The sequence below is a fragment of the Bacillus sp. FJAT-27001 genome (assembly GCF_019039175.1).
Classification (GTDB): Bacteria; Bacillota; Bacilli; order Bacillales; family Bacillaceae; genus Bacillus; species Bacillus velezensis.
In genome coordinates, this window is sequence record NZ_JAHOAA010000001.1 from 1,047,537 (window position 1) to 1,064,272 (window position 16,736).

Annotated in this window: 19 protein-coding genes; 10 read left to right on the top strand and 9 right to left on the bottom strand. The window is 47.6% G+C overall.

Annotated features, from left to right (window positions below):
* Positions 1–79: 79 nt before the first annotated feature.
* Positions 80–664 carry a TetR/AcrR family transcriptional regulator gene (locus tag BGM27_RS04515; RefSeq protein ID WP_007409252.1) on the top strand — a complete coding sequence of 195 codons (585 nt, stop codon included), beginning with the start codon at positions 80–82 and terminating at the stop codon, positions 662–664.
* A gap of 41 nt (positions 665–705) precedes the next feature.
* Here the strand turns inward: BGM27_RS04515 and dat are convergent, their stop codons facing one another.
* Positions 706–1,557 (bottom strand): D-amino-acid transaminase, encoded by an 852-nt coding sequence (gene dat, locus BGM27_RS04520; RefSeq protein ID WP_007409253.1) that lies wholly within the window; start codon positions 1,555–1,557, stop codon positions 706–708.
* Between the two features lie 256 nt (positions 1,558–1,813).
* On the opposite strand from dat, the gene BGM27_RS04525 reads away from it, so the two are divergent.
* Positions 1,814–2,662 (top strand): polysaccharide deacetylase family protein, encoded by an 849-nt coding sequence (locus BGM27_RS04525; protein WP_007409254.1) that lies wholly within the window; start codon positions 1,814–1,816, stop codon positions 2,660–2,662.
* Between the two features lie 33 nt (positions 2,663–2,695).
* Here BGM27_RS04525 and BGM27_RS04530 read toward each other — a convergent pair whose 3' ends face one another.
* From BGM27_RS04530 to BGM27_RS04540, 3 genes are all read right to left on the bottom strand, one after another.
* The gene (locus BGM27_RS04530) at positions 2,696–3,427 is read right to left on the bottom strand and encodes an NAD-dependent protein deacylase (RefSeq protein ID WP_369878810.1); all 732 of its coding nucleotides are present in this window, start codon (positions 3,425–3,427) and stop codon (positions 2,696–2,698) included.
* Positions 3,428–3,490: 63 nt separating this feature from the next.
* Positions 3,491–4,606, bottom strand: a complete 1,116-nt coding sequence (locus BGM27_RS04535; RefSeq protein ID WP_007409256.1) for a mechanosensitive ion channel family protein — start codon at positions 4,604–4,606, stop codon at positions 3,491–3,493.
* Positions 4,607–4,768: 162 nt separating this feature from the next.
* The gene (locus BGM27_RS04540) at positions 4,769–4,873 is read right to left on the bottom strand and encodes a YhdX family protein (protein ID WP_003155299.1); all 105 of its coding nucleotides are present in this window, start codon (positions 4,871–4,873) and stop codon (positions 4,769–4,771) included.
* A gap of 169 nt (positions 4,874–5,042) precedes the next feature.
* Here BGM27_RS04540 and BGM27_RS04545 point away from each other — a divergent pair, with 169 nt between their 5' ends.
* Genes BGM27_RS04545 through crcB form a run of 3 tightly spaced genes read left to right on the top strand, consistent with a single transcriptional unit; the run spans position 5,043 to position 6,512 of the window.
* Complete coding sequence (locus BGM27_RS04545; protein ID WP_007409257.1) at positions 5,043–5,759, top strand: glycerophosphodiester phosphodiesterase; 717 nt, start codon at positions 5,043–5,045, stop codon at positions 5,757–5,759.
* A gap of 1 nt (position 5,760) precedes the next feature.
* Positions 5,761–6,156, top strand: a complete 396-nt coding sequence (locus BGM27_RS04550; protein WP_007409258.1) for a fluoride efflux transporter FluC — start codon at positions 5,761–5,763, stop codon at positions 6,154–6,156.
* Positions 6,153–6,512: a fluoride efflux transporter CrcB gene (gene crcB, locus BGM27_RS04555; RefSeq protein WP_007409259.1), complete on the top strand. Its 360-nt coding sequence runs from the start codon at positions 6,153–6,155 to the stop codon at positions 6,510–6,512. Before BGM27_RS04550 ends, crcB begins: the two co-directional genes overlap by 4 nt.
* Positions 6,513–6,525: 13 nt before the next feature.
* On the opposite strand, the gene BGM27_RS04560 is transcribed toward crcB, so the two are convergent.
* The 3 genes from BGM27_RS04560 to BGM27_RS04570 all read right to left on the bottom strand — a co-directional run bounded on the left by BGM27_RS04560 (position 6,526) and on the right by BGM27_RS04570 (position 10,606).
* A complete protein-coding gene (locus tag BGM27_RS04560) occupies positions 6,526–7,914 on the bottom strand; it encodes a hemolysin family protein (RefSeq protein WP_007409260.1) in 1,389 nt (462 codons plus the stop codon).
* 230 nt (positions 7,915–8,144) lie between these two features.
* Positions 8,145–9,389, bottom strand: a complete 1,245-nt coding sequence (locus tag BGM27_RS04565) for a beta-ketoacyl synthase N-terminal-like domain-containing protein (RefSeq protein WP_007409261.1) — start codon at positions 9,387–9,389, stop codon at positions 8,145–8,147.
* A 32-nt stretch (positions 9,390–9,421) separates the two neighbouring features.
* Positions 9,422–10,606: a pyridoxal phosphate-dependent aminotransferase gene (locus BGM27_RS04570; RefSeq protein ID WP_023842858.1), complete on the bottom strand. Its 1,185-nt coding sequence runs from the start codon at positions 10,604–10,606 to the stop codon at positions 9,422–9,424.
* Positions 10,607–10,785: 179 nt separating this feature from the next.
* On the opposite strand from BGM27_RS04570, the gene BGM27_RS04575 reads away from it, so the two are divergent.
* Together BGM27_RS04575 and BGM27_RS04580 are read left to right on the top strand one after the other, a co-directional pair.
* A complete protein-coding gene (locus BGM27_RS04575; protein WP_007409263.1) occupies positions 10,786–11,211 on the top strand; it encodes a Cu(I)-responsive transcriptional regulator in 426 nt (141 codons plus the stop codon).
* Positions 11,212–11,272: 61 nt separating this feature from the next.
* The gene (locus BGM27_RS04580; RefSeq protein WP_007409264.1) at positions 11,273–12,607 is read left to right on the top strand and encodes a hemolysin family protein; all 1,335 of its coding nucleotides are present in this window, start codon (positions 11,273–11,275) and stop codon (positions 12,605–12,607) included.
* 45 nt (positions 12,608–12,652) lie between these two features.
* Here the strand turns inward: BGM27_RS04580 and BGM27_RS04585 are convergent, their stop codons facing one another.
* Positions 12,653–13,252: a lysophospholipid acyltransferase family protein gene (locus BGM27_RS04585; protein ID WP_007409265.1), complete on the bottom strand. Its 600-nt coding sequence runs from the start codon at positions 13,250–13,252 to the stop codon at positions 12,653–12,655.
* A gap of 242 nt (positions 13,253–13,494) precedes the next feature.
* Here BGM27_RS04585 and sigM point away from each other — a divergent pair, with 242 nt between their 5' ends.
* Genes sigM through BGM27_RS04600 form a run of 3 tightly spaced genes read left to right on the top strand, consistent with a single transcriptional unit; the run spans position 13,495 to position 15,330 of the window.
* Complete coding sequence (gene sigM / locus BGM27_RS04590) at positions 13,495–13,986, top strand: RNA polymerase sigma factor SigM (protein ID WP_003155312.1); 492 nt, start codon at positions 13,495–13,497, stop codon at positions 13,984–13,986.
* Positions 13,979–15,052, top strand: coding sequence for an anti-sigma factor (locus BGM27_RS04595; RefSeq protein WP_007409266.1), 1,074 nt, complete (start codon positions 13,979–13,981; stop codon positions 15,050–15,052). Before sigM ends, BGM27_RS04595 begins: the two co-directional genes overlap by 8 nt.
* Positions 15,040–15,330: an anti-sigma-M factor gene (locus BGM27_RS04600; RefSeq protein ID WP_003155315.1), complete on the top strand. Its 291-nt coding sequence runs from the start codon at positions 15,040–15,042 to the stop codon at positions 15,328–15,330. The genes BGM27_RS04595 and BGM27_RS04600 overlap by 13 nt, the downstream gene beginning before the upstream one ends.
* Before the next feature lie 36 nt (positions 15,331–15,366).
* On the opposite strand, the gene BGM27_RS04605 is transcribed toward BGM27_RS04600, so the two are convergent.
* Positions 15,367–16,722 (bottom strand): sodium-dependent transporter, encoded by a 1,356-nt coding sequence (locus tag BGM27_RS04605; protein WP_007409267.1) that lies wholly within the window; start codon positions 16,720–16,722, stop codon positions 15,367–15,369.
* Positions 16,723–16,736 lie beyond the last annotated feature (14 nt).

Sequence of the window (16,736 nt, forward strand, 5' to 3'; positions counted from 1 at the left end):
GCATTGTATCACTGCTTTTTATTTAATACAACTGTATTACAAAATTGCAAGAAAAAATATTTCCTGTTACACTGGAACCATGCCTAAAATAATCGATCATGAAAAAAGAAGAAAACAAATAGCCGAAGCCACTTGGCGGACGATTTTGGAGCGGGGAATGGAAGGAGCGACAGTGAGAAACATCGCCCAGGAAGCGGGTCTTTCTTTAGGCGCGCTGAGGCACTATTTCACCACCCAGGATGAGCTTTTAGGGTATGCGATGACACTCGTAAAAGAAAAAGCGGCCGCCAGAATTAACGAAGTTGCCATGAAAGATCTGCCGCCGAAAGAAAAAGCGGTGCGTCTGATGCTTGAAATCATCCCGACAGATGAAGAAACGATGGCTGAAATGGAGGTATGGTTCGCTTTCACAGCTTATGCCAGACATAAGGGAGAAGAGTTTCAACCCCAGCAGGACGGGATCTTGGCATATATCCGCGGTCTGATTGACTGGCTGGATGAAAATAAGCTTCTGAAACCGAATCTTGATAAAGAGATCGAAGCGGAGAAAATGTACGCCATCGCCGACGGATTGGCGCTGCATGCCATGCTTGAACCTAAGCGTCTTTCAAAAGAGAAGATCTCCCGTGTGCTCGTGCAGCATATCGAATCTCTTTTTATCTGACTGAAGTAAAAAGGCCGGATGTGTTCCGGCCTTTTTTCAGCTTATGACTGAACGCCGAGCTCTTGCTGAATGTGCGACTGAAAAGCCTCCTGAATCGTTTTGGCTACAGGTCCCGGCGCTCCGCTTCCGACCGGTTTCCCGTCAAGGGTTACGATCGGGATTAATTCAGCCGTCGTTGACGAGATGAAAATTTCATCCGCATCCCTGAGTTCGTCTTCGGTAAGAGCCTTCTCCCGCACCTCAATCCCGTTTTCTCTCATCAGCTCTAACAGTTTCATCCGCGTAATGCCGTTTAAAATCAGCTCATTTGCAGGATGCGTCCGGACAGTGCCGTTTATGACGGCGTATACATTGGAAGAGGTTCCTTCCGTGACCGCTCCGTCCCTTATCAGCACCGCTTCATAAGCGCCTGCTTCATAGGCTTTTTGTTTAATCATCACATTATACAGTAAATTCAGACTCTTAATGTCACACCTCAGCCAGCGTTTGTCTTCCGCCGTTATGGCCTGCGCTCCGGCTTTTTGTTCATTTTCCGGTTTTTTCACTGAAAAGGTGTATGCAGTCGTCTGCGGTTCCAATCCTTCGTCATACTGGTGCTTGCGCGGCGCCTTCCCTCTCGTCGTCTGTATATAGACCCCGCCGTCAATGAGTTTGTTTTCCTGTACAAGCTTTTGCAGATCCCATTCTATGTCCTCTGCGGAGAACGGCAGGGTGATGCCGATTTCTGCGGCGCTTCTGAAAAGACGGTCGATGTGCTCACGCAGACCGAATAAGGCGCCGTTATACACTCTGATGACCTCATACACACCGTCACCGAATTGATATCCGCGGTCCTCAATATCAACTGCCGCTTCTTCACGATCAATCAACTGGCCGTTTACTAATGTCTTCATGTAAACCCTCCTCATCGTTATCTGCCGTGATGTGCATTCTCAGCTGTTATTGTCAACTATTCTATCATACTGAACGAGCCGGCTGCGGAGTTTATTTTTTTCTTAAAATCTTATTATTCGACATCTTTTCTATGTCTTTTCCAGTTTTGTTCCTGTATACTTGATTCGACATACATATGCTGTTAACTTATGGCACTTCGCAAGCCTCCGCTGTTATCGGCATTATGCAGAAACTTATGCTACTGGAGAGATTGTTATGCGCAACACAAAAGAAGGTGCTTCCCCTTCCCTGTTTTCATTGGCTTTTAAACTTACGAGTTTAGCAGTTTTGTGCGGACTGCTTCTGGTAATCGTCATAATGGGATATTCCGCTTCCGCCGCAAAAAACAAACAGGTCACCGTGACCGCAAACGGGCAGCTTCGGGATGAAGCAGAAAGCCTGCGGCTGAAAAATGATTCTCCCGACGTCTTAATGAAACATTTGCAGAGAGAGCGTGACCCAGGGAAAAAAACGGTATATTTAACCTTCGACGACGGGCCGTCTCCATATACTGAACAGCTGTTGAATGTATTGAAGGCAAATGGCGCAAAGGCCACTTTTTTTATGCTTGAACCGCGGATGAAAGCCTATAAGCATTCCGTGCAAAGAGCGAAGCAGGAAGGAATCGCGCTCGGCCTGCACGGCGTGACGCACGATAATCACCTGTTTTATCAAACACCGACATCACCGCTGAACGAAATGCAGCAGGGACGCGATACACTCGAGGCAATCACCGGAGTAAAAACGGATCTTGTCCGCACGCCTTACGGCAGTAAACCGTCATTGACGGATGCCCAGATTAAGAATCTCGAAAAAGGCGGATTCGTGTACTGGGACTGGACGATAGACAGTGAAGACTGGAAGTACAAAAACGCACGGTACGTGCCGGAAGTATTGAATCAGCTCGCATATTTGGAAAGCGTTCATACGAGCAGGCCGCATGTCATTTTAATGCACGATCTGCCTGCGACGGTGCACGCTTTGCCGAGCCTGATCCAAAAACTGAAAGCCCAGGGCTACTCCTTTGATGTTCTGACGGATCAAATGATTCCCGTCCATGAATAAGAAAAGCCGGATCTGTATATGATCCGGCTTTTTTTATGTCGCGGCGCTGATCCGTTTTGCAAATTCACCGATCTTCTCATGGATGACAAGATCAAATAAATGGTCGCAATATGTCGGCTCAAGGTTAATGATCACCTGCTTCAAACCGGGAATCCGTCCCGCATCCTCAGGGACAAACCTTGCCGGCGCCACTTCAAGCGAAGTGCCGATCACAAGAAGAAGATCAGCTTTATCAAGCTTTTCATAAAGGGTTTCAAAATGCTGAACGAGATCGCCGAACAGCACGACATCCGTTTTTAATACGGTGCCGCATACCGCATGATCACCGATTTCCGCCGTACATTCCGGCACTTCGTCCTTCAGCAGATGAGAAAGCCCGTAGCGCGCTCCGCAGCGGGGGCATGCGGCGGTCTGAATTGAACCGTGAAGCTCATAGACACTGCTGCTTCCCGCTTTCTTATGCAGCCCGTCAATATTCTGCGTGAAAATGTCTACCTGCTTTCCCCGCTTTTCAAGATCCGCCAAATACGTATGGCCGGCATTCGGCTCATAGCTTCCGCTCATTTTCATCTGAAAGAGCTGTTTGAATTTAGGCCAGAATTCACGCGGACGGCGTTCAAAGGATTCCCTGCTCATCGCTTCCATTCTGGAGGTGTCTTCGGTCCATATACCGCCCGCCGAACGAAAATCAGGAATGCCGGATTCCGTGCTCATTCCCGCTCCCGTCAGCACCACGATACGTTCCGCCTGATTGATCAATGTCATAAACGCTTCCACTCTTCCACCGCCTTTTCTTTTTATCATATCATGAAAAAAGAACGGCGCCTGTTATGCCCGTTCTTTTTCTCCGGAATGATCCTTCACATGAACCGGATCATCGTGGCTTTTCTGTTTTACGAATACATTCTGGCCCGGATAGGCGAATTCCACGCCTTCCTCAGCAAAAATATCAATAATCCGGCGGTTGATATCCTGCCGCACGTCCAAGCTTTCCGCCCAGACGATGGTCTTTGTGTAAAAGTTGAAAAACAGATTATAATAGCTGTCCGCAAACACGTCAAAGTTAACCATAATCGTATCATCATGCACGCCTTCATGTTCACGAAGCATTTCTCTGAGCCTTGTGATGCACCGCTCTAAACGATCAATCGGCGTCGCATAAGAAACACGAACGGAAAACGTGACCTGGCGCTTCGTCATCCTCGTCCAGTTTGTGATGGCTTCCATGGACAGCGTTGAATTGGGCACGGTAACAAGCGCCCCCTGCGCCGTCCGGAACCTTGTGCTTCGGAATGTGATATCTTCAACGCCCCCCGTCACAGATGACGTCTCGACCCAGTCGCCGATCGTAAACGGCTTTTCCGTAATGATGATAATGCCGCCGAAAAAATTGCTGATCGTATCTTTAGCCGCAAGCGCGAAGGCCAATCCGCCAAGTCCGAGTCCGGCCACGAACCCGTTTACATCATAATTGAATTCCTGTGCGATCACACTGACGCTGAGCGCGAGAATGACAAAGCGCAGCACCTTGGATAAAAACGGCGCCAAAATGTCATCCATATCAAGCTCAAAACGCTGATTGACTTTATGAAATAAAAACGAAGACGCCGATGTCAGATTGCAAAGCCCCCAGGCGATCAGCGCAACGATCAGAGAGCGGTACAATTTTTTGACAATGTCCATCTGCCCGTCTAAAAACGGCGAATACTCAATCGCCAAAAACAGACCCAGCGCCACGAAAAACCACCTGGCCGGCTTGTCAAACGCTACGGCAATCTGTTTGAATATGTCGGTTTTCGGCTTGTTTGCCAATTTGTAAATGAGCTGAAAAAAGTATTTGACAAACAGTTTTCTCAAAACGAGAAAAGCCGCTAAAATTCCGATGCTGATACTGATCTGCAAAATATGGTCAAGCGTAAAAAAGCTCTGAAATTGTGTCATCATGGCATATGCTCCTTTGTCTTGTCGAAAATCTATTATACTAAAACATTCGGACATCAGCTTCTTTTAATGTCTTTAGGCAGCCTGAAAAACCCCGGCCTCAGAGCACAGCCGGGGTTTTCACACATTCGTTCATCTTTCAGCCAGATACAACAGGGTCAGGCACTATTTCTTCTTTGATTGTGTCTGTTTCAGGAGAGTCGCTTTTTGGATTTCAGCATCGGTTTCGGCCTTAATTCTTTCTTCCACTTTCAATCTCCCTTTTCCCATGATCTCGCCTCCTTTTTGCCATTATAAATCATCACTGCGGATTGTAAACCGAAAAAAGCACTATCTTTATTCCAAAAAAATACTGTTTCGCACATTCACCAGTTTGAATCGCTGTGCATATACGAATCTGATATAATAACAGAAATGCCCATGAGGGGAGCTGACAAGCTTGTATACCATCGCTCATCGCGGCGCATCCGGTTACGCGCCCGAAAATACATTTGCGGCATTTGATATCGCTGCCGAAATGAACGCTGATTTCATTGAGCTTGACGTCCAGCTCACAAAAGACGGCCAGATTGTCGTCATCCATGATGACAAAGTCGACCGGACGACGGACGGCTCCGGTTTTGTAAAAGATTTTACGCTGAAGAAGCTGCAGTCTCTGGATGCCGGCAGCTGGTATGGGGCTGAGTTTAAAGGGGAGCGGATTCCCCTGCTCGAAGAGGTCTTGAAGCGTTATCATTCTGAAATCGGTTTTTTAATTGAACTGAAAGGGCACGTTTCTCAAGTCGGTCTTGAAAAAGCAGTCGGCCAGCTGTTAAGCAGGTTTTCCTTTTCCATCCACCCTATCGTTCAATCATTCAGCCTCAAGTCAATTCAGACCTTTCACGACATGTATCCGTCCGTTCCGACTGCAATAATTGCAAGACCCAGCTTCGGGATGTTTTCCAAAAGCCAGCTGGCCGCCTACAAATCAGCCGTAAATTATGTCAATATTAAATATACCCGCCTGAATCGGTTCTTGATTTCCACCGCTCACAGACACGGCCTGAAAGTATTTGCCTGGACGGTCAGAAATCAAAAGACGGCCGAAAAACTGCAAATGATGGCAGTTGACGGCATTGTAACTGATTTTCCGGATTTTATTTCTAAGGATGGCTGATATGAAACAATATATCGCAATTTTTATCGGAGGCGCGCTTGGCGCATTGCTCCGCTTTGAAATGAGCGCGCACATTCACAGCGGTTCTTTCCCGGCGGCCACTTTCCTCGAAAATGCGGCGGGAAGCCTTTTACTCGGTCTTATTACGGGTTATTTCATCATTCGGGCCAAACGCCCTCTTTTGACCGCCTTTTTAGGAACCGGTTTTTGCGGAGGTTTCACGACGATGTCAACCTTCGCAAAAGAAACCATTTTTCTGCTGCAATCGTCTCCCGCAGCGGCTTTTTGTTATGCTGCCGCGACATTAGTCTCTGGCATTGCCCTTGCATGTGCCGGCATTTTCTGGGGACGGCGGATTGCCCTTCACGCAGCGGGAAGGGGGCATGATACGCCATGACGATCGTCCTGATGCTTATCGCAGCGGGTATCGGAGCGATATTACGTTCTCTGCTGGGTAAAACAATTTCAGAAAGAACAAAAGGTTTTCCGATTCCGCTTGGCATGGCTGCGGTCAACCTGCTCGGCTCCTTCGGCCTCGGCATGTTCACCGGCCTGGGCCTGGATAATCCTTCTGCCGGCATCATCATCGCGACGGGCTTTTTCGGTGCGTTTACGACCTTTTCCACGTTCAGTATTGAAGCCGTGCAGCTGATGATGAACAATCGCATAAAGGAAAGCCTGCTCTACATCGCTGTTTCAGCAGCCGGAAGCCTTTTGGCGTTCTGGTGCGGCTTTGTTATGATATCCATTTAAAAAAACCTTGAGCTTATTTTTCGCTCAAGGTTGCGTTATGAAGCATGACCGCTTCAGGCACGGGCAGCTGGCGGTTTATTGTTCCCTGACCGCCCGGGCGGCCCTGTTCTTCTTTGAGTTCAAGCTGTTTAATAAACCGGCCGTCCATTTCTAATATGAGGGCAGTGTATCCCCCGATTTGTATCGACTCACCCGCACAGATGTCAATATTCCGTTTCAGCACAAGACCGCCGATCGTGTCGACTTCCTCTTCAATCCCTGCGCCGAGAAGATGATTCACCTGATCAATCCGAACCTTTCCGTCCAGCACATAATGGCGTTCGGACAGCTTTTGAATCTGCGGCTGTTCGTCCTCATCAAATTCGTCTCTGATATCGCCGACGATTTCTTCAAGTATGTCTTCGGTCGTCACAAGACCGGACGTTCCGCCGTATTCATCAGACAATATCGCCAAATGAATCCGTTCTCTCTGCATTTTTATCAGCAGGTCGTGTATCGGGATCGTCTCGATGACTTCAATCACCGGGCGGATGTAAGACGTGATGGATACTTCCGCTTTTTCATCTTCTGTCATAAACAGCAGATCTGAAAAGAGATGCTTCGTATTGATCATGCCGATGACACTGTCTTTGTCCCCGTCCGTTACGGGCCAGCGCGTATATTTATCTTTCAGCATCATATCAAGCATTTCCGGAACGTCCATATCAGTGGAAACAGCCGCGATTTCTTTTCTCGGGATCATGATTTCCTTGGCGATCCGATTATCAAAATCAAAAATTTTATTCACAAACGTATATTCAGACGGATTGATTTCTCCGTTTTTTAAACTTTCTGACAGCAGGATCCGCAGCTCTTCTTCAGAGTGGGAGCCTTCATGCTCAGATGCCGGCTTTAATCCGGCCAAACCGGTCAGAATTCTCGCGGAGCCGTTCAGCACCCAAATAAACGGGAACATGAACACGTAAAATAACCGAAGCGGTCCGGCAATCCATAACGTCAGCTTTTCCGCTTTTTGAATCGCAACCGTTTTAGGCGCAAGCTCACCGACGACGACATGCAGAAACGTAATCAGCCCGTACGCCGCAGCAAAAGCAATCACATGCTCAGCAGAATCCGGCAGCCCCATGCCCTGAAACACAGGATGAAGCATCCGCTCAAATGCAGGCTCTCCCAGTACGCCGAGCCCGATGGATGTGAGTGTAATGCCAAGCTGCGAGGCGGATAAATACTCATCAAGATCCGTAATGATACGCTTTGCGAGCACCGCCCGTCTGTTCCCTTCTGAAATGAGCTGATCGATTCTGGATCTTCTCACTCTGACGATCGCAAATTCACTCGCCACGAAAAATGCCGTTAACGTAATGAGCACACCGATTAAAATCAAACTGTCAATATCGTCCATTTCACCTTATCCCGAATTGAAGGATAAGGACGTCACCTCCTGATTTCATCGTTTTTTCTTAAGCGAGAGGAACGAAATGGGTGATTGACTACACAGAGGGCCCCATCCTGCCACCTCCTAAGTCAAAGCATGATTGTCATTTGTATAGTTTATTGTATCACAACTCCATTCTTTCATCATTTTCAGATTTTTTATCATATAAAAAACAGCCTTCAAAAAGAAGGCTGCCGTTATCTGCTCCGGAAATGATTTTCTAAACAAAGCGCCGTATTAATCCCCCCGAATCCCATGCTTAAGCTTAACGCATGGTGTACGGTATGGGCGCTCGGCCCGTCGGTCACCCACTGAAATGAATCGTCAATCGGCTCCGTTAAGTTTCGGATCGGATGAAGCTTGTTTTCCCGCATTTGCAAGAGAGCAGCAATGATTTCCACCGTTCCGGCCGCACTCAGACCGTGTCCGGTAATCGATTTTGTCGCATTAATCCGCGCGTGCGACAGGCCGCTTTCAGAAAGCGCCCGGCATTCAGTCTTATCACCGATCGGCGAACCGGTGCCGTGCGGGTTGATGTAATCGATCTCTTTTGCTGAAAGACCGGCCCGCTCCAGCGCCTGGCGGATCACCGTCATTTCGCCCTCTGCTGAAGGATTCGGGTTGCGGTTCGCATCAGAAGCCATCCCCCAGCCCTTTAAGCCGGCCCACGATCGTGCGCCCCTCTCTTCGGCAGATTCAGCGCGTTCCAGCACAATCGCCCCGCACGCCTCTCCGAATATAAACCCGTCCGTATGCCGGTCAAACGGGCGGCAGGCGGCTTCAGGCCGTTCAGCGTATGTATCAGTGCCCATCGCTCCCAAAGAACGGAGAGCATGACACTCCATGTACGACAGATCGGCCAGCGCCCCGATCACGATGCACCGGTCAAACAGGCCGCCTTTGATTCCTTGAGCAGCCTGAATAACCGCCGCCTGGCCGCTTGCCGACGCGCCGCCGACCGTAAAGGCCGGCCCTTTTATCCCGAATTGCTCCGTACAAAGCCCCGACAAATCACTATCCATAAAAGAAAGCCCGTATGTCGGATTTACAAATTGCGGCGTTTCACCGTTTTTCTCAAAGGCCTGCAGCAATTCGCGCTGCGTCATATTCGAGCCGCCGATAATCAGACCGGTGCGGCTGTGATCAGCGCCGTCTAATTGAGCGTCATGCCACGCTTCATATAAAGCGATAAGCGCCGTCTTTCCCGATAATGCGGCCCTTCGGTACAAGCGCTTCGACAGCGCGTCCGGCGGCGTTAATTCGCTAAGCTCCGCGCCGATAAACGAACTGCCTTTCTGCCGGCCGGGCCGTTTCATCACATCAAAGGCGTGCCGCCCCTCCATAAGCGCATCGAGAAACGCCTCCTTGCCTTGTCCGACCGCGGTTAAGACTCCGATTCCTGTAATGCTGATGTCTGACGTGCCATTATTACTCCTCGACATTTGTCCGTTCTCCCATCTTTATGTATTGGAAGCTATGAAGAAAAATCTTGATACAGTGCTTTGAAAATATCGCGCGACTGTCTGATCTGTTCTGAAGGCACGCTGAAAGATAATCGGAAATAGCCGCTTTTTCCAAATCCGCTGCCGGGTACGATCAATAGTTTGTATTTCTGTGCGGCATGCATGCAGAACGCCACCTCGTCTTCAATCGGTGATTTCGGAAAGACGAAAAAGCCTCCTTTCGGCATTTCAAATTCGAAGCCGGCTTCTGTGAGGATGTCCACCATAAGGTCTCTCCGCTTTCTGTAAGGTTCAGCGTCAATCGAAAGATCATCCATTTTCGCCACGGCGCGCTGCATCATGACCGGAGCGTTCACAAAGCCGAGCGTCCGGTTGCAGAAAACGAACGCATCCGTCAGAAGATCGCCCTCAGGCATTTGGGCGTCTGCCGCGATATACCCGAGCCTTTCCCCCGCAATGCCGAGATCTTTACTGAACGAACTGACTAAAATCACGCGGTGATACGCCTGAAACGGATTCGCCTGCTCTTCTCCGTAGATCAGCTGGCTGTACGGTTCATCAAATAAAATAAATATGCTTTGGCCGTTCCGCTCTTCGGCTTCTTTTAATAAGGCGCCCAATTCGTTAAGGTTTTTCTGGCTGAGCACAGTCCCCGTCGGATTATGCGGCGTATTAACGATCAGTCCTTTCGTACGGGGGGTGATCGCACCTTTAACCGCTTCAATGTCAATCTCAAATGAGTCAGTCAGCGGGCAGATGACGGGTCTGCCGCGGTAATTTTCAACATACGCTTTATATTCCGCAAAATAAGGCGAAAGAAGGATGACTTCTTCCTCGGGGTTTAAAATACTTTTCAGCGCGACATTCAGCGCCCCGCCGGCTCCGACCGTCATGACTGTATGCCTGGGGGAAATTTCTGTCTGAAACCGCTCTGACAAAAAGCGCGCAACCTTTTCTCTCGCCTCCGGAAGCCCCTGGTTTTGTATGTATCCGTGCCGCCCTGTTTCAGCCGCTTCGCAAAGCGCCTTTTTAAATGTTTCAGGTGGCTCCGCAACCGGATTTCCTATTGAAAAGTCAAACACCTTATCGGCGCCGAACTCTTTTTTCAGCCGAGCGCCTTCATCAAATAGTTTGCGTATCCATGAACCTTTCTCCAGATTCTGTGTCACTTCCCGTGATAAACCGGCCACTGTCATCTGTCCCTTCTGTCTTTTTCTTCCGTTTCTATTTACAATGATTATGAAAGATTTACATGGCGCAGTCAACGCTTTTTCAGACAGCCCGCCGCGCCGTTTCAGGAGAAAGACGGAAAACAATAAACTTGTGCAAACTCCCCTTCATATATTAAACTATTCTCATAACTATAACGTGATGGTTGGGGAGGGATTTAGATGGGGCTGAGACTTATCGCATCAGTGAATTAGCAGAGCTTGCCGGTGTAACGAAACGCACGGTGGATTACTACACAAACCTCGGGCTTTTAAAGCCTGACAGGTCTTGTTCGAACTATCGTTACTACGATACACTTGCACTTAATCGGTTAAAGTTTATAGTCGCTTGTAAAAAGCAGCGATTGGCCCTGTCTGATATAAAAGATCGACTGGAGAACCAGTTTCCCTCTTCAGCCCTGCCTGACGATATTGGAAATCTGGCATCGGAAATTGATCACATGAATCAAAACATCTCCGTGATCTTGAATCGGTTTGAAAAGCTTGAACCAGAGGAGCGCGCCCAGCTGAAAAAAAGGCTGGCTCCTGAAAAGCTTGCAGTGCTTCAATCATTTATGCTGCTGTTAAGTTAAACCATTATCTTACTAACAGGAGGTGTTACCTTCATCTTCCCAAAAGAAGTGAAGGTTCTAATTGGACATTGTGAATTTGATTTTAGTCGCGGTTTTAATCGCGCTGACGGCATTTTTCGTAGCATCTGAGTTTGCGATAATCAGAATCAGAGGCTCACGGGTTGACCAGCTTATAGCAGAAGGAAATAAAGCCGCAATCGGTGTCAAAAAAGTGACCACGCATTTAGATGAGTATTTATCGGCGTGCCAGCTCGGCATAACATTGACTTCCATCGGTCTTGGTGTCTTAGGCGAATCAACGATTGAACGCTTGCTTCATCCGCTTTTCACAAAGATAAACGTACCAAGCTCATTATCGCATATTATTTCATTTATTCTCGCCTATGCGATCATTACATTCTTACACGTGGTCGTGGGAGAGTTGGCGCCGAAAACAGTCGCCATCCAGAAAGCGGAAGCCGTTTCAATGCTGTTTTCGAAACCGCTCATTTGGTTTTACCGCATCATGTTCCCGTTTATCTGGCTTCTGAACAACTCCGCCCGTCTTTTAACGAAGGCGTTCGGTCTTGAGACGGTGTCTGAAAATGAGCTTGCCCACTCTGAAGAAGAGCTGCGCATCATTTTATCGGAAAGCTATAAAAGCGGTGAAATCAACCAGTCTGAATTTAAATACGTGAACAAAATCTTTGAATTTGACGACAGACTTGCAAAAGAAATCATGATTCCGCGTACGGAAATCGTCAGTCTGCCGCATGATATCAAAATTTCTGAAATGATGGACATCATTCAGATTGAAAAATATACCCGGTACCCTGTCGAAGAGGGTGACAAAGATAATATTATCGGCGTTATTAACATTAAAGAAGTGCTGACCGCCTGCATCAGCGGCGAAGTATCAGTCGACTCGCCGATTACCGATTTTGTCAATCCGATCATCCATGTGATTGAGTCGGCACCGATTCACGATCTGCTTGTAAAAATGCAGAAGGAACGGGTTCATATGGCGATTCTGTCGGATGAATACGGCGGAACCGCGGGGCTTGTCACCGTTGAAGACATTATTGAAGAAATCGTCGGGGAAATCCGTGATGAATTTGATATCGATGAAATCAACGAAATCCGTAAACTCGGCGACGGCCATTACATGCTTGACGGCAAGGTCCTGATTGATCAAGTGAACGAACTCCTCGGCATCCATTTGGAAAATGACGAGGTCGACACTATCGGCGGCTGGTTCCTTACCCAGAAATACGACGTCGAACAATACGACTCGATTATCGAAGAAGGCTGTGAATTTATCATTAATGAAATTGACGGCCACCACGTCGCATATATCGAAGTGAAAAAACTGGCGTTTGATGAACTGCTGGAAACCGCCGAACAAAAAGAAGCATAACAAAAAAGCTTGCGCGTCTGATACAGACGGCAAGCTTTTTTTCATTTACAGTTGTTCAAGTTTTTTCTCAAGCTCTTTAATTCTGGCATTCAGCTCTTCTGTCATGGCCGCAAGCCTCTCCTTCGGCGCAAGATCGGAAAAGTCCTCCAAAAAAATCGGCTCGCCGATGATAAGCCGCATTTTTCCCTTTTTAAACAGCGCTTTTCCCGTAGACGGCCCTTTATATGCGGCCGGAACGAGCGGCGCTTTTCCCATTTGGGCGATGGTCACGGCCCCTCTTTTCAGCGGGACGTCTTCTGATGTTCTCGTACCGCTCGGAAAAATCCCGACAATCTTTCCTTCCTTCAGAAGCTTAATCGGCGTTTTAATGCTGCTTGGGCCCGGATTTTCACGGTCAACCGGGAACGCGTGAATCTTCTTCAAAAAACGTCCGATCCACTTTTTCTGAAACAGCTCTTTTTTCGCCATATAATGAATCTGATGGGGCAATATCCCGACACCGAGCGTGAGGACGTCCACCCAGCCCGCATGCGTGCACGCGATAACGAATCCTTTATCAGACGGAAGATTCTCTTTATTGTACACTTTCACTCCTCCGCGCAGGGATAGAATGCATTTGATGGCATTTGCACAAAACTTATACATAACGCACTTCCTTTGTTGTAATGATCAAAAGTGTTCTCTCTCTCTCTATTATAACAATATTTTTTATTACCTGGTACTAATAATTATATTTTTCCTCCGCCGATCTCTATCTTTTATGACGGATTTTGGGTACTATAGAGAAATGGTGTTTGATGAGGTGAAAATGAATTTAAGCCGTTTGCATGGAACGTGCAACTTTAAACCTTTCTTATGCGTGTATAACATAGAGGGGAGAAAAGGCAGTGACGATCGATGAAATTTACCAAATGTATATGAATGATGTTTACCGGTTCCTGCTCTCCATGACAAAAGACAAGCATCTCGCTGAAGATTTGCTGCAGGAAACCTTTATGAGGGCATACATACACATTCACTCCTACGACCACAGCAAAGTAAAGCCATGGCTTTTTCAAGTGGCGAGAAATGCGTTTATAGATTATGTCAGAAAACATAAAAAGGAAGTGACCATTTCCGATGACTTAATTGGGAGCCTTTTTCAGACGGCTGTTCAAAGCCCGGCTCATCAGATTGAAATCAAGGAAGTGCTGACAGGGTATATGTCCGAACTTCCCGACAATTATCGGGAGGCCTTAACACTGTATTATTTAAAAGAACTGAATTACAAAGAAGCATCCCATATTATGAATATTTCAGAGGCTAATTTTAAAAGTGTTTTATTTCGTGCCAGACAGCGGCTGAAAGCACTTTATAATAGAGGTGTTAATGATGAATGAAGAATTTAAAAAGCGTTTTTACCAATACAAAAATGGAGAAATGAGCGACCGGGAAATGGCCGCCTTTGAAGAAGAGCTGGAAAAGCTGGAAGTCTATCAGGAGTTGATTGAAAGCGAAATGCAGGACGACCGGGAATGGGACGTCGGCATCAGCCCGGAAAAACAGAAGGCCATTTTATCATACGGAAAACGCAAATCGTATTTGCGGATTTCAGTTCTCGCCGTCATCTCCACTTTGATGATTTTGCCGCTTTGCACATTAGGAAGCTACCTCTATTACGGTCTGGGAGGAAAAGAAAGCACCGGCAATCAATTAATGGAGACCGCGGCAGTGACGGTGGCGACTACAATGCCGAACGTCCTCGTCGATACCTCCGGACTGAAAAGCCAGGTGAAGCTGTTTGGAATGAATACGGAATTTCCGCTGCAAAAGCAGATCGGCACAAAAACGAAATCCGTCGGCGGAGAACGGATTGAAATGTTTTTAGATACGGTCAAATCGCCTGCCGTTAACTACTATGATCTAGACGCGGCACAGGCAAAGCATTATTTCGCCCATCCTTCCGGCTTAAAGGAACCCACGATTGAAAAAGCCGGACAGACATTAAAAAAATTGCCTGAAGGAAGCGTGGCGGAGGTCTATCTTTCTTATGACAGGGCCTATCCTTCTTCTCAAATATATTCGACTTTTAAAAAATACGATGTGAAGTTTTTATGGAACGCGGTCGAAACGGAGAAAAATCTGAAAGACAGTCCTTATGCTGAGCCGTTAGGATTTCCCGGGAAAGATTCCAAGATGGTGTCCTCTTTCGAAACGCAAGGACAGACAGACCGTGAACAATTTATCAATGCCCTTGAATTTATGTCCCGCCATAAAAAATGGGCGCATGCAATATCGAAACGCAAAGACATGAATCTGGGCAGCCGAATCGACTATGTTGAACATCACGGAATGAACGTATACGGCTCTGTCGTGACGGGGCCGACAAAAGAAATCGAACGTCTGCTGAAAAACAAAACAGTAAAAGCAGCAAACATCGGTGAGGTGGAATTATGGAATTGGTAAGAATTTTTAAAGAGCATAATGTTTTCGGCTGGATATCAGTCGGTACCGCGATTTTGTCGCTGCTGCTTTTGAACGTGGCAATCATCAGCAATGTGACTTTCTATTCTTATCAGATGCTGCCGTTTGCGATGGCCGCCGTGCCGTTCGGCATCATTGAGCTGTTTATTAAAAAAGGCCGGACGGGCCCGGGACTGCTCGGTGTCATTCTCAATCTGTTCGTCATTGTCTGTGTATATACGATCGTTGCCGTTGATACGAATCTGCAATTCGGTTTTTAAACATAAAAACAGGCCCTTTTACGGGGGCCTGTTTTTTTAAAATGAAAGAACGCCGACTAAATGCAGCAATACGACGATGATAGCCAGCGGCACGAGATATTTCAGAAGGAAATACCACACCTGAAAGAAACGATAGCCGATGGCGGAACCGCTTTTCATCTCGGCAAACAGCTCCTGCTTCGGTATTTTCAGCGGGACGAAGATTGATATTAATAAAGCGCCGAGCGGAATCAGCACATTGCTGACGGTGAAATCCGCAAGATCAAAAAACGTTTTTCCGAACAAATGAACATCACCGAGAACACCGTATGATAAACAAGACGGAATTCCGACTAAGAAAATGAGCAGACCGCTTGTCCACGACAGCTTCTTTCTTTTCGTTTCATCACCTTTCCCCACAGTCGCCACGATAATTTCCACCATCGAAAAGGCCGAAGTCAGCGCGGCGAAGAAAAAGACCGCCAAAAAGCTGATAAAAAACAGCGAGCCGAACGGCAGCCGGTCAAACACAGCCGGCAGCACGGTAAACAGCAGTGTAGGCCCTTCATCCGGTTTAAAGCCGAACGAAAAAACCGCCGGGAAAATGGCCAGTCCCGCAAACAGCGTAACGAGCACATTCATCATAACAATGGAACCCGCCGAACCCGGAAGATTTTGGGTTTTCGGAAGATATGAACTGTATGTCACCATGACCGAAACACCGAGCGTTAATGTAAAAAACGCCTGTCCTAAAGCATATAGGATGGATTCCGGCGTCAAATCTTCAAAGTGCGGAACCAATAAAAATCTAATCCCCTCAACGGCATGATCGAGCGTGACTGATCGCAGCACAAGCAATAGAAACAGCACGAATAAAATCGGCATCAGCACCGCACTGACACGTTCAATCCCTTTCTGCACGCCTTTTGCGACGACCGCCACCGTCATGATCATAAATACAAGCTGCGCAATGAGAGTCTGGATCGGATTTTCAATGACCGTCCCGAACACCGTGCCGTACTGCTCCTGAGTGAGCCCGGATAAAGAACCGGTAACGGCTTTTAACACATAAAGCAAAATCCACCCGCCGACAACACTGTAAAAAGACAAAACTAAAAAACAGGCCGCCACACCCACATAACCCGTAAGGTGCCATACCGACTTCGGCGCGGCTTGTTTGTAGGCATCAATCGCATTTGTCTGGCTCCGTCTTCCGAAAATAAATTCACCGAGCAAAAGCGGATAGCCTAAAAGCACGGTAAAGAGGACGAATACAAGAAAAAAAGCGCCTCCCCCGTTCGTACCCGCTACGTAAGGGAACTTCCAAATGGCTCCCAGGCCGATCGCCGAACCGGCAGCGGCCATAATAAATCCTATTTTTGAGGCCCATTGAACCCTTTTTTGGTCAGACACGACTTTCCACTTCC

Excerpts from the sequence above, each read along its gene's own strand:
- BGM27_RS04515 (WP_007409252.1), top strand. The coding sequence starts at position 80 with ATGCCTAAAATAATCGATCATGAAAAAAGAAGAAAACAAATAGCCGAA.
- dat (WP_007409253.1), bottom strand. The coding sequence starts at position 1,557 with ATGAAGACATTAGTAAACGGCCAGTTGATTGATCGTGAAGAAGCGGCA.
- BGM27_RS04525 (WP_007409254.1), top strand. The coding sequence starts at position 1,814 with ATGCGCAACACAAAAGAAGGTGCTTCCCCTTCCCTGTTTTCATTGGCT.
- BGM27_RS04530 (WP_369878810.1), bottom strand. The coding sequence starts at position 3,427 with ATGACATTGATCAATCAGGCGGAACGTATCGTGGTGCTGACGGGAGCG.
- BGM27_RS04535 (WP_007409256.1), bottom strand. The coding sequence starts at position 4,606 with ATGATGACACAATTTCAGAGCTTTTTTACGCTTGACCATATTTTGCAG.
- BGM27_RS04540 (WP_003155299.1), bottom strand. The coding sequence starts at position 4,873 with ATGGGAAAAGGGAGATTGAAAGTGGAAGAAAGAATTAAGGCCGAAACC.
- BGM27_RS04550 (WP_007409258.1), top strand. The coding sequence starts at position 5,761 with ATGAAACAATATATCGCAATTTTTATCGGAGGCGCGCTTGGCGCATTG.
- crcB (WP_007409259.1), top strand. The coding sequence starts at position 6,153 with ATGACGATCGTCCTGATGCTTATCGCAGCGGGTATCGGAGCGATATTA.
- BGM27_RS04560 (WP_007409260.1), bottom strand. The coding sequence starts at position 7,914 with ATGGACGATATTGACAGTTTGATTTTAATCGGTGTGCTCATTACGTTA.
- BGM27_RS04565 (WP_007409261.1), bottom strand. The coding sequence starts at position 9,389 with ATGTCGAGGAGTAATAATGGCACGTCAGACATCAGCATTACAGGAATC.
- BGM27_RS04570 (WP_023842858.1), bottom strand. The coding sequence starts at position 10,606 with ATGACAGTGGCCGGTTTATCACGGGAAGTGACACAGAATCTGGAGAAA.
- BGM27_RS04585 (WP_007409265.1), bottom strand. The coding sequence starts at position 13,252 with ATGTATAAGTTTTGTGCAAATGCCATCAAATGCATTCTATCCCTGCGC.
- BGM27_RS04595 (WP_007409266.1), top strand. The coding sequence starts at position 13,979 with ATGAATGAAGAATTTAAAAAGCGTTTTTACCAATACAAAAATGGAGAA.
- BGM27_RS04600 (WP_003155315.1), top strand. The coding sequence starts at position 15,040 with ATGGAATTGGTAAGAATTTTTAAAGAGCATAATGTTTTCGGCTGGATA.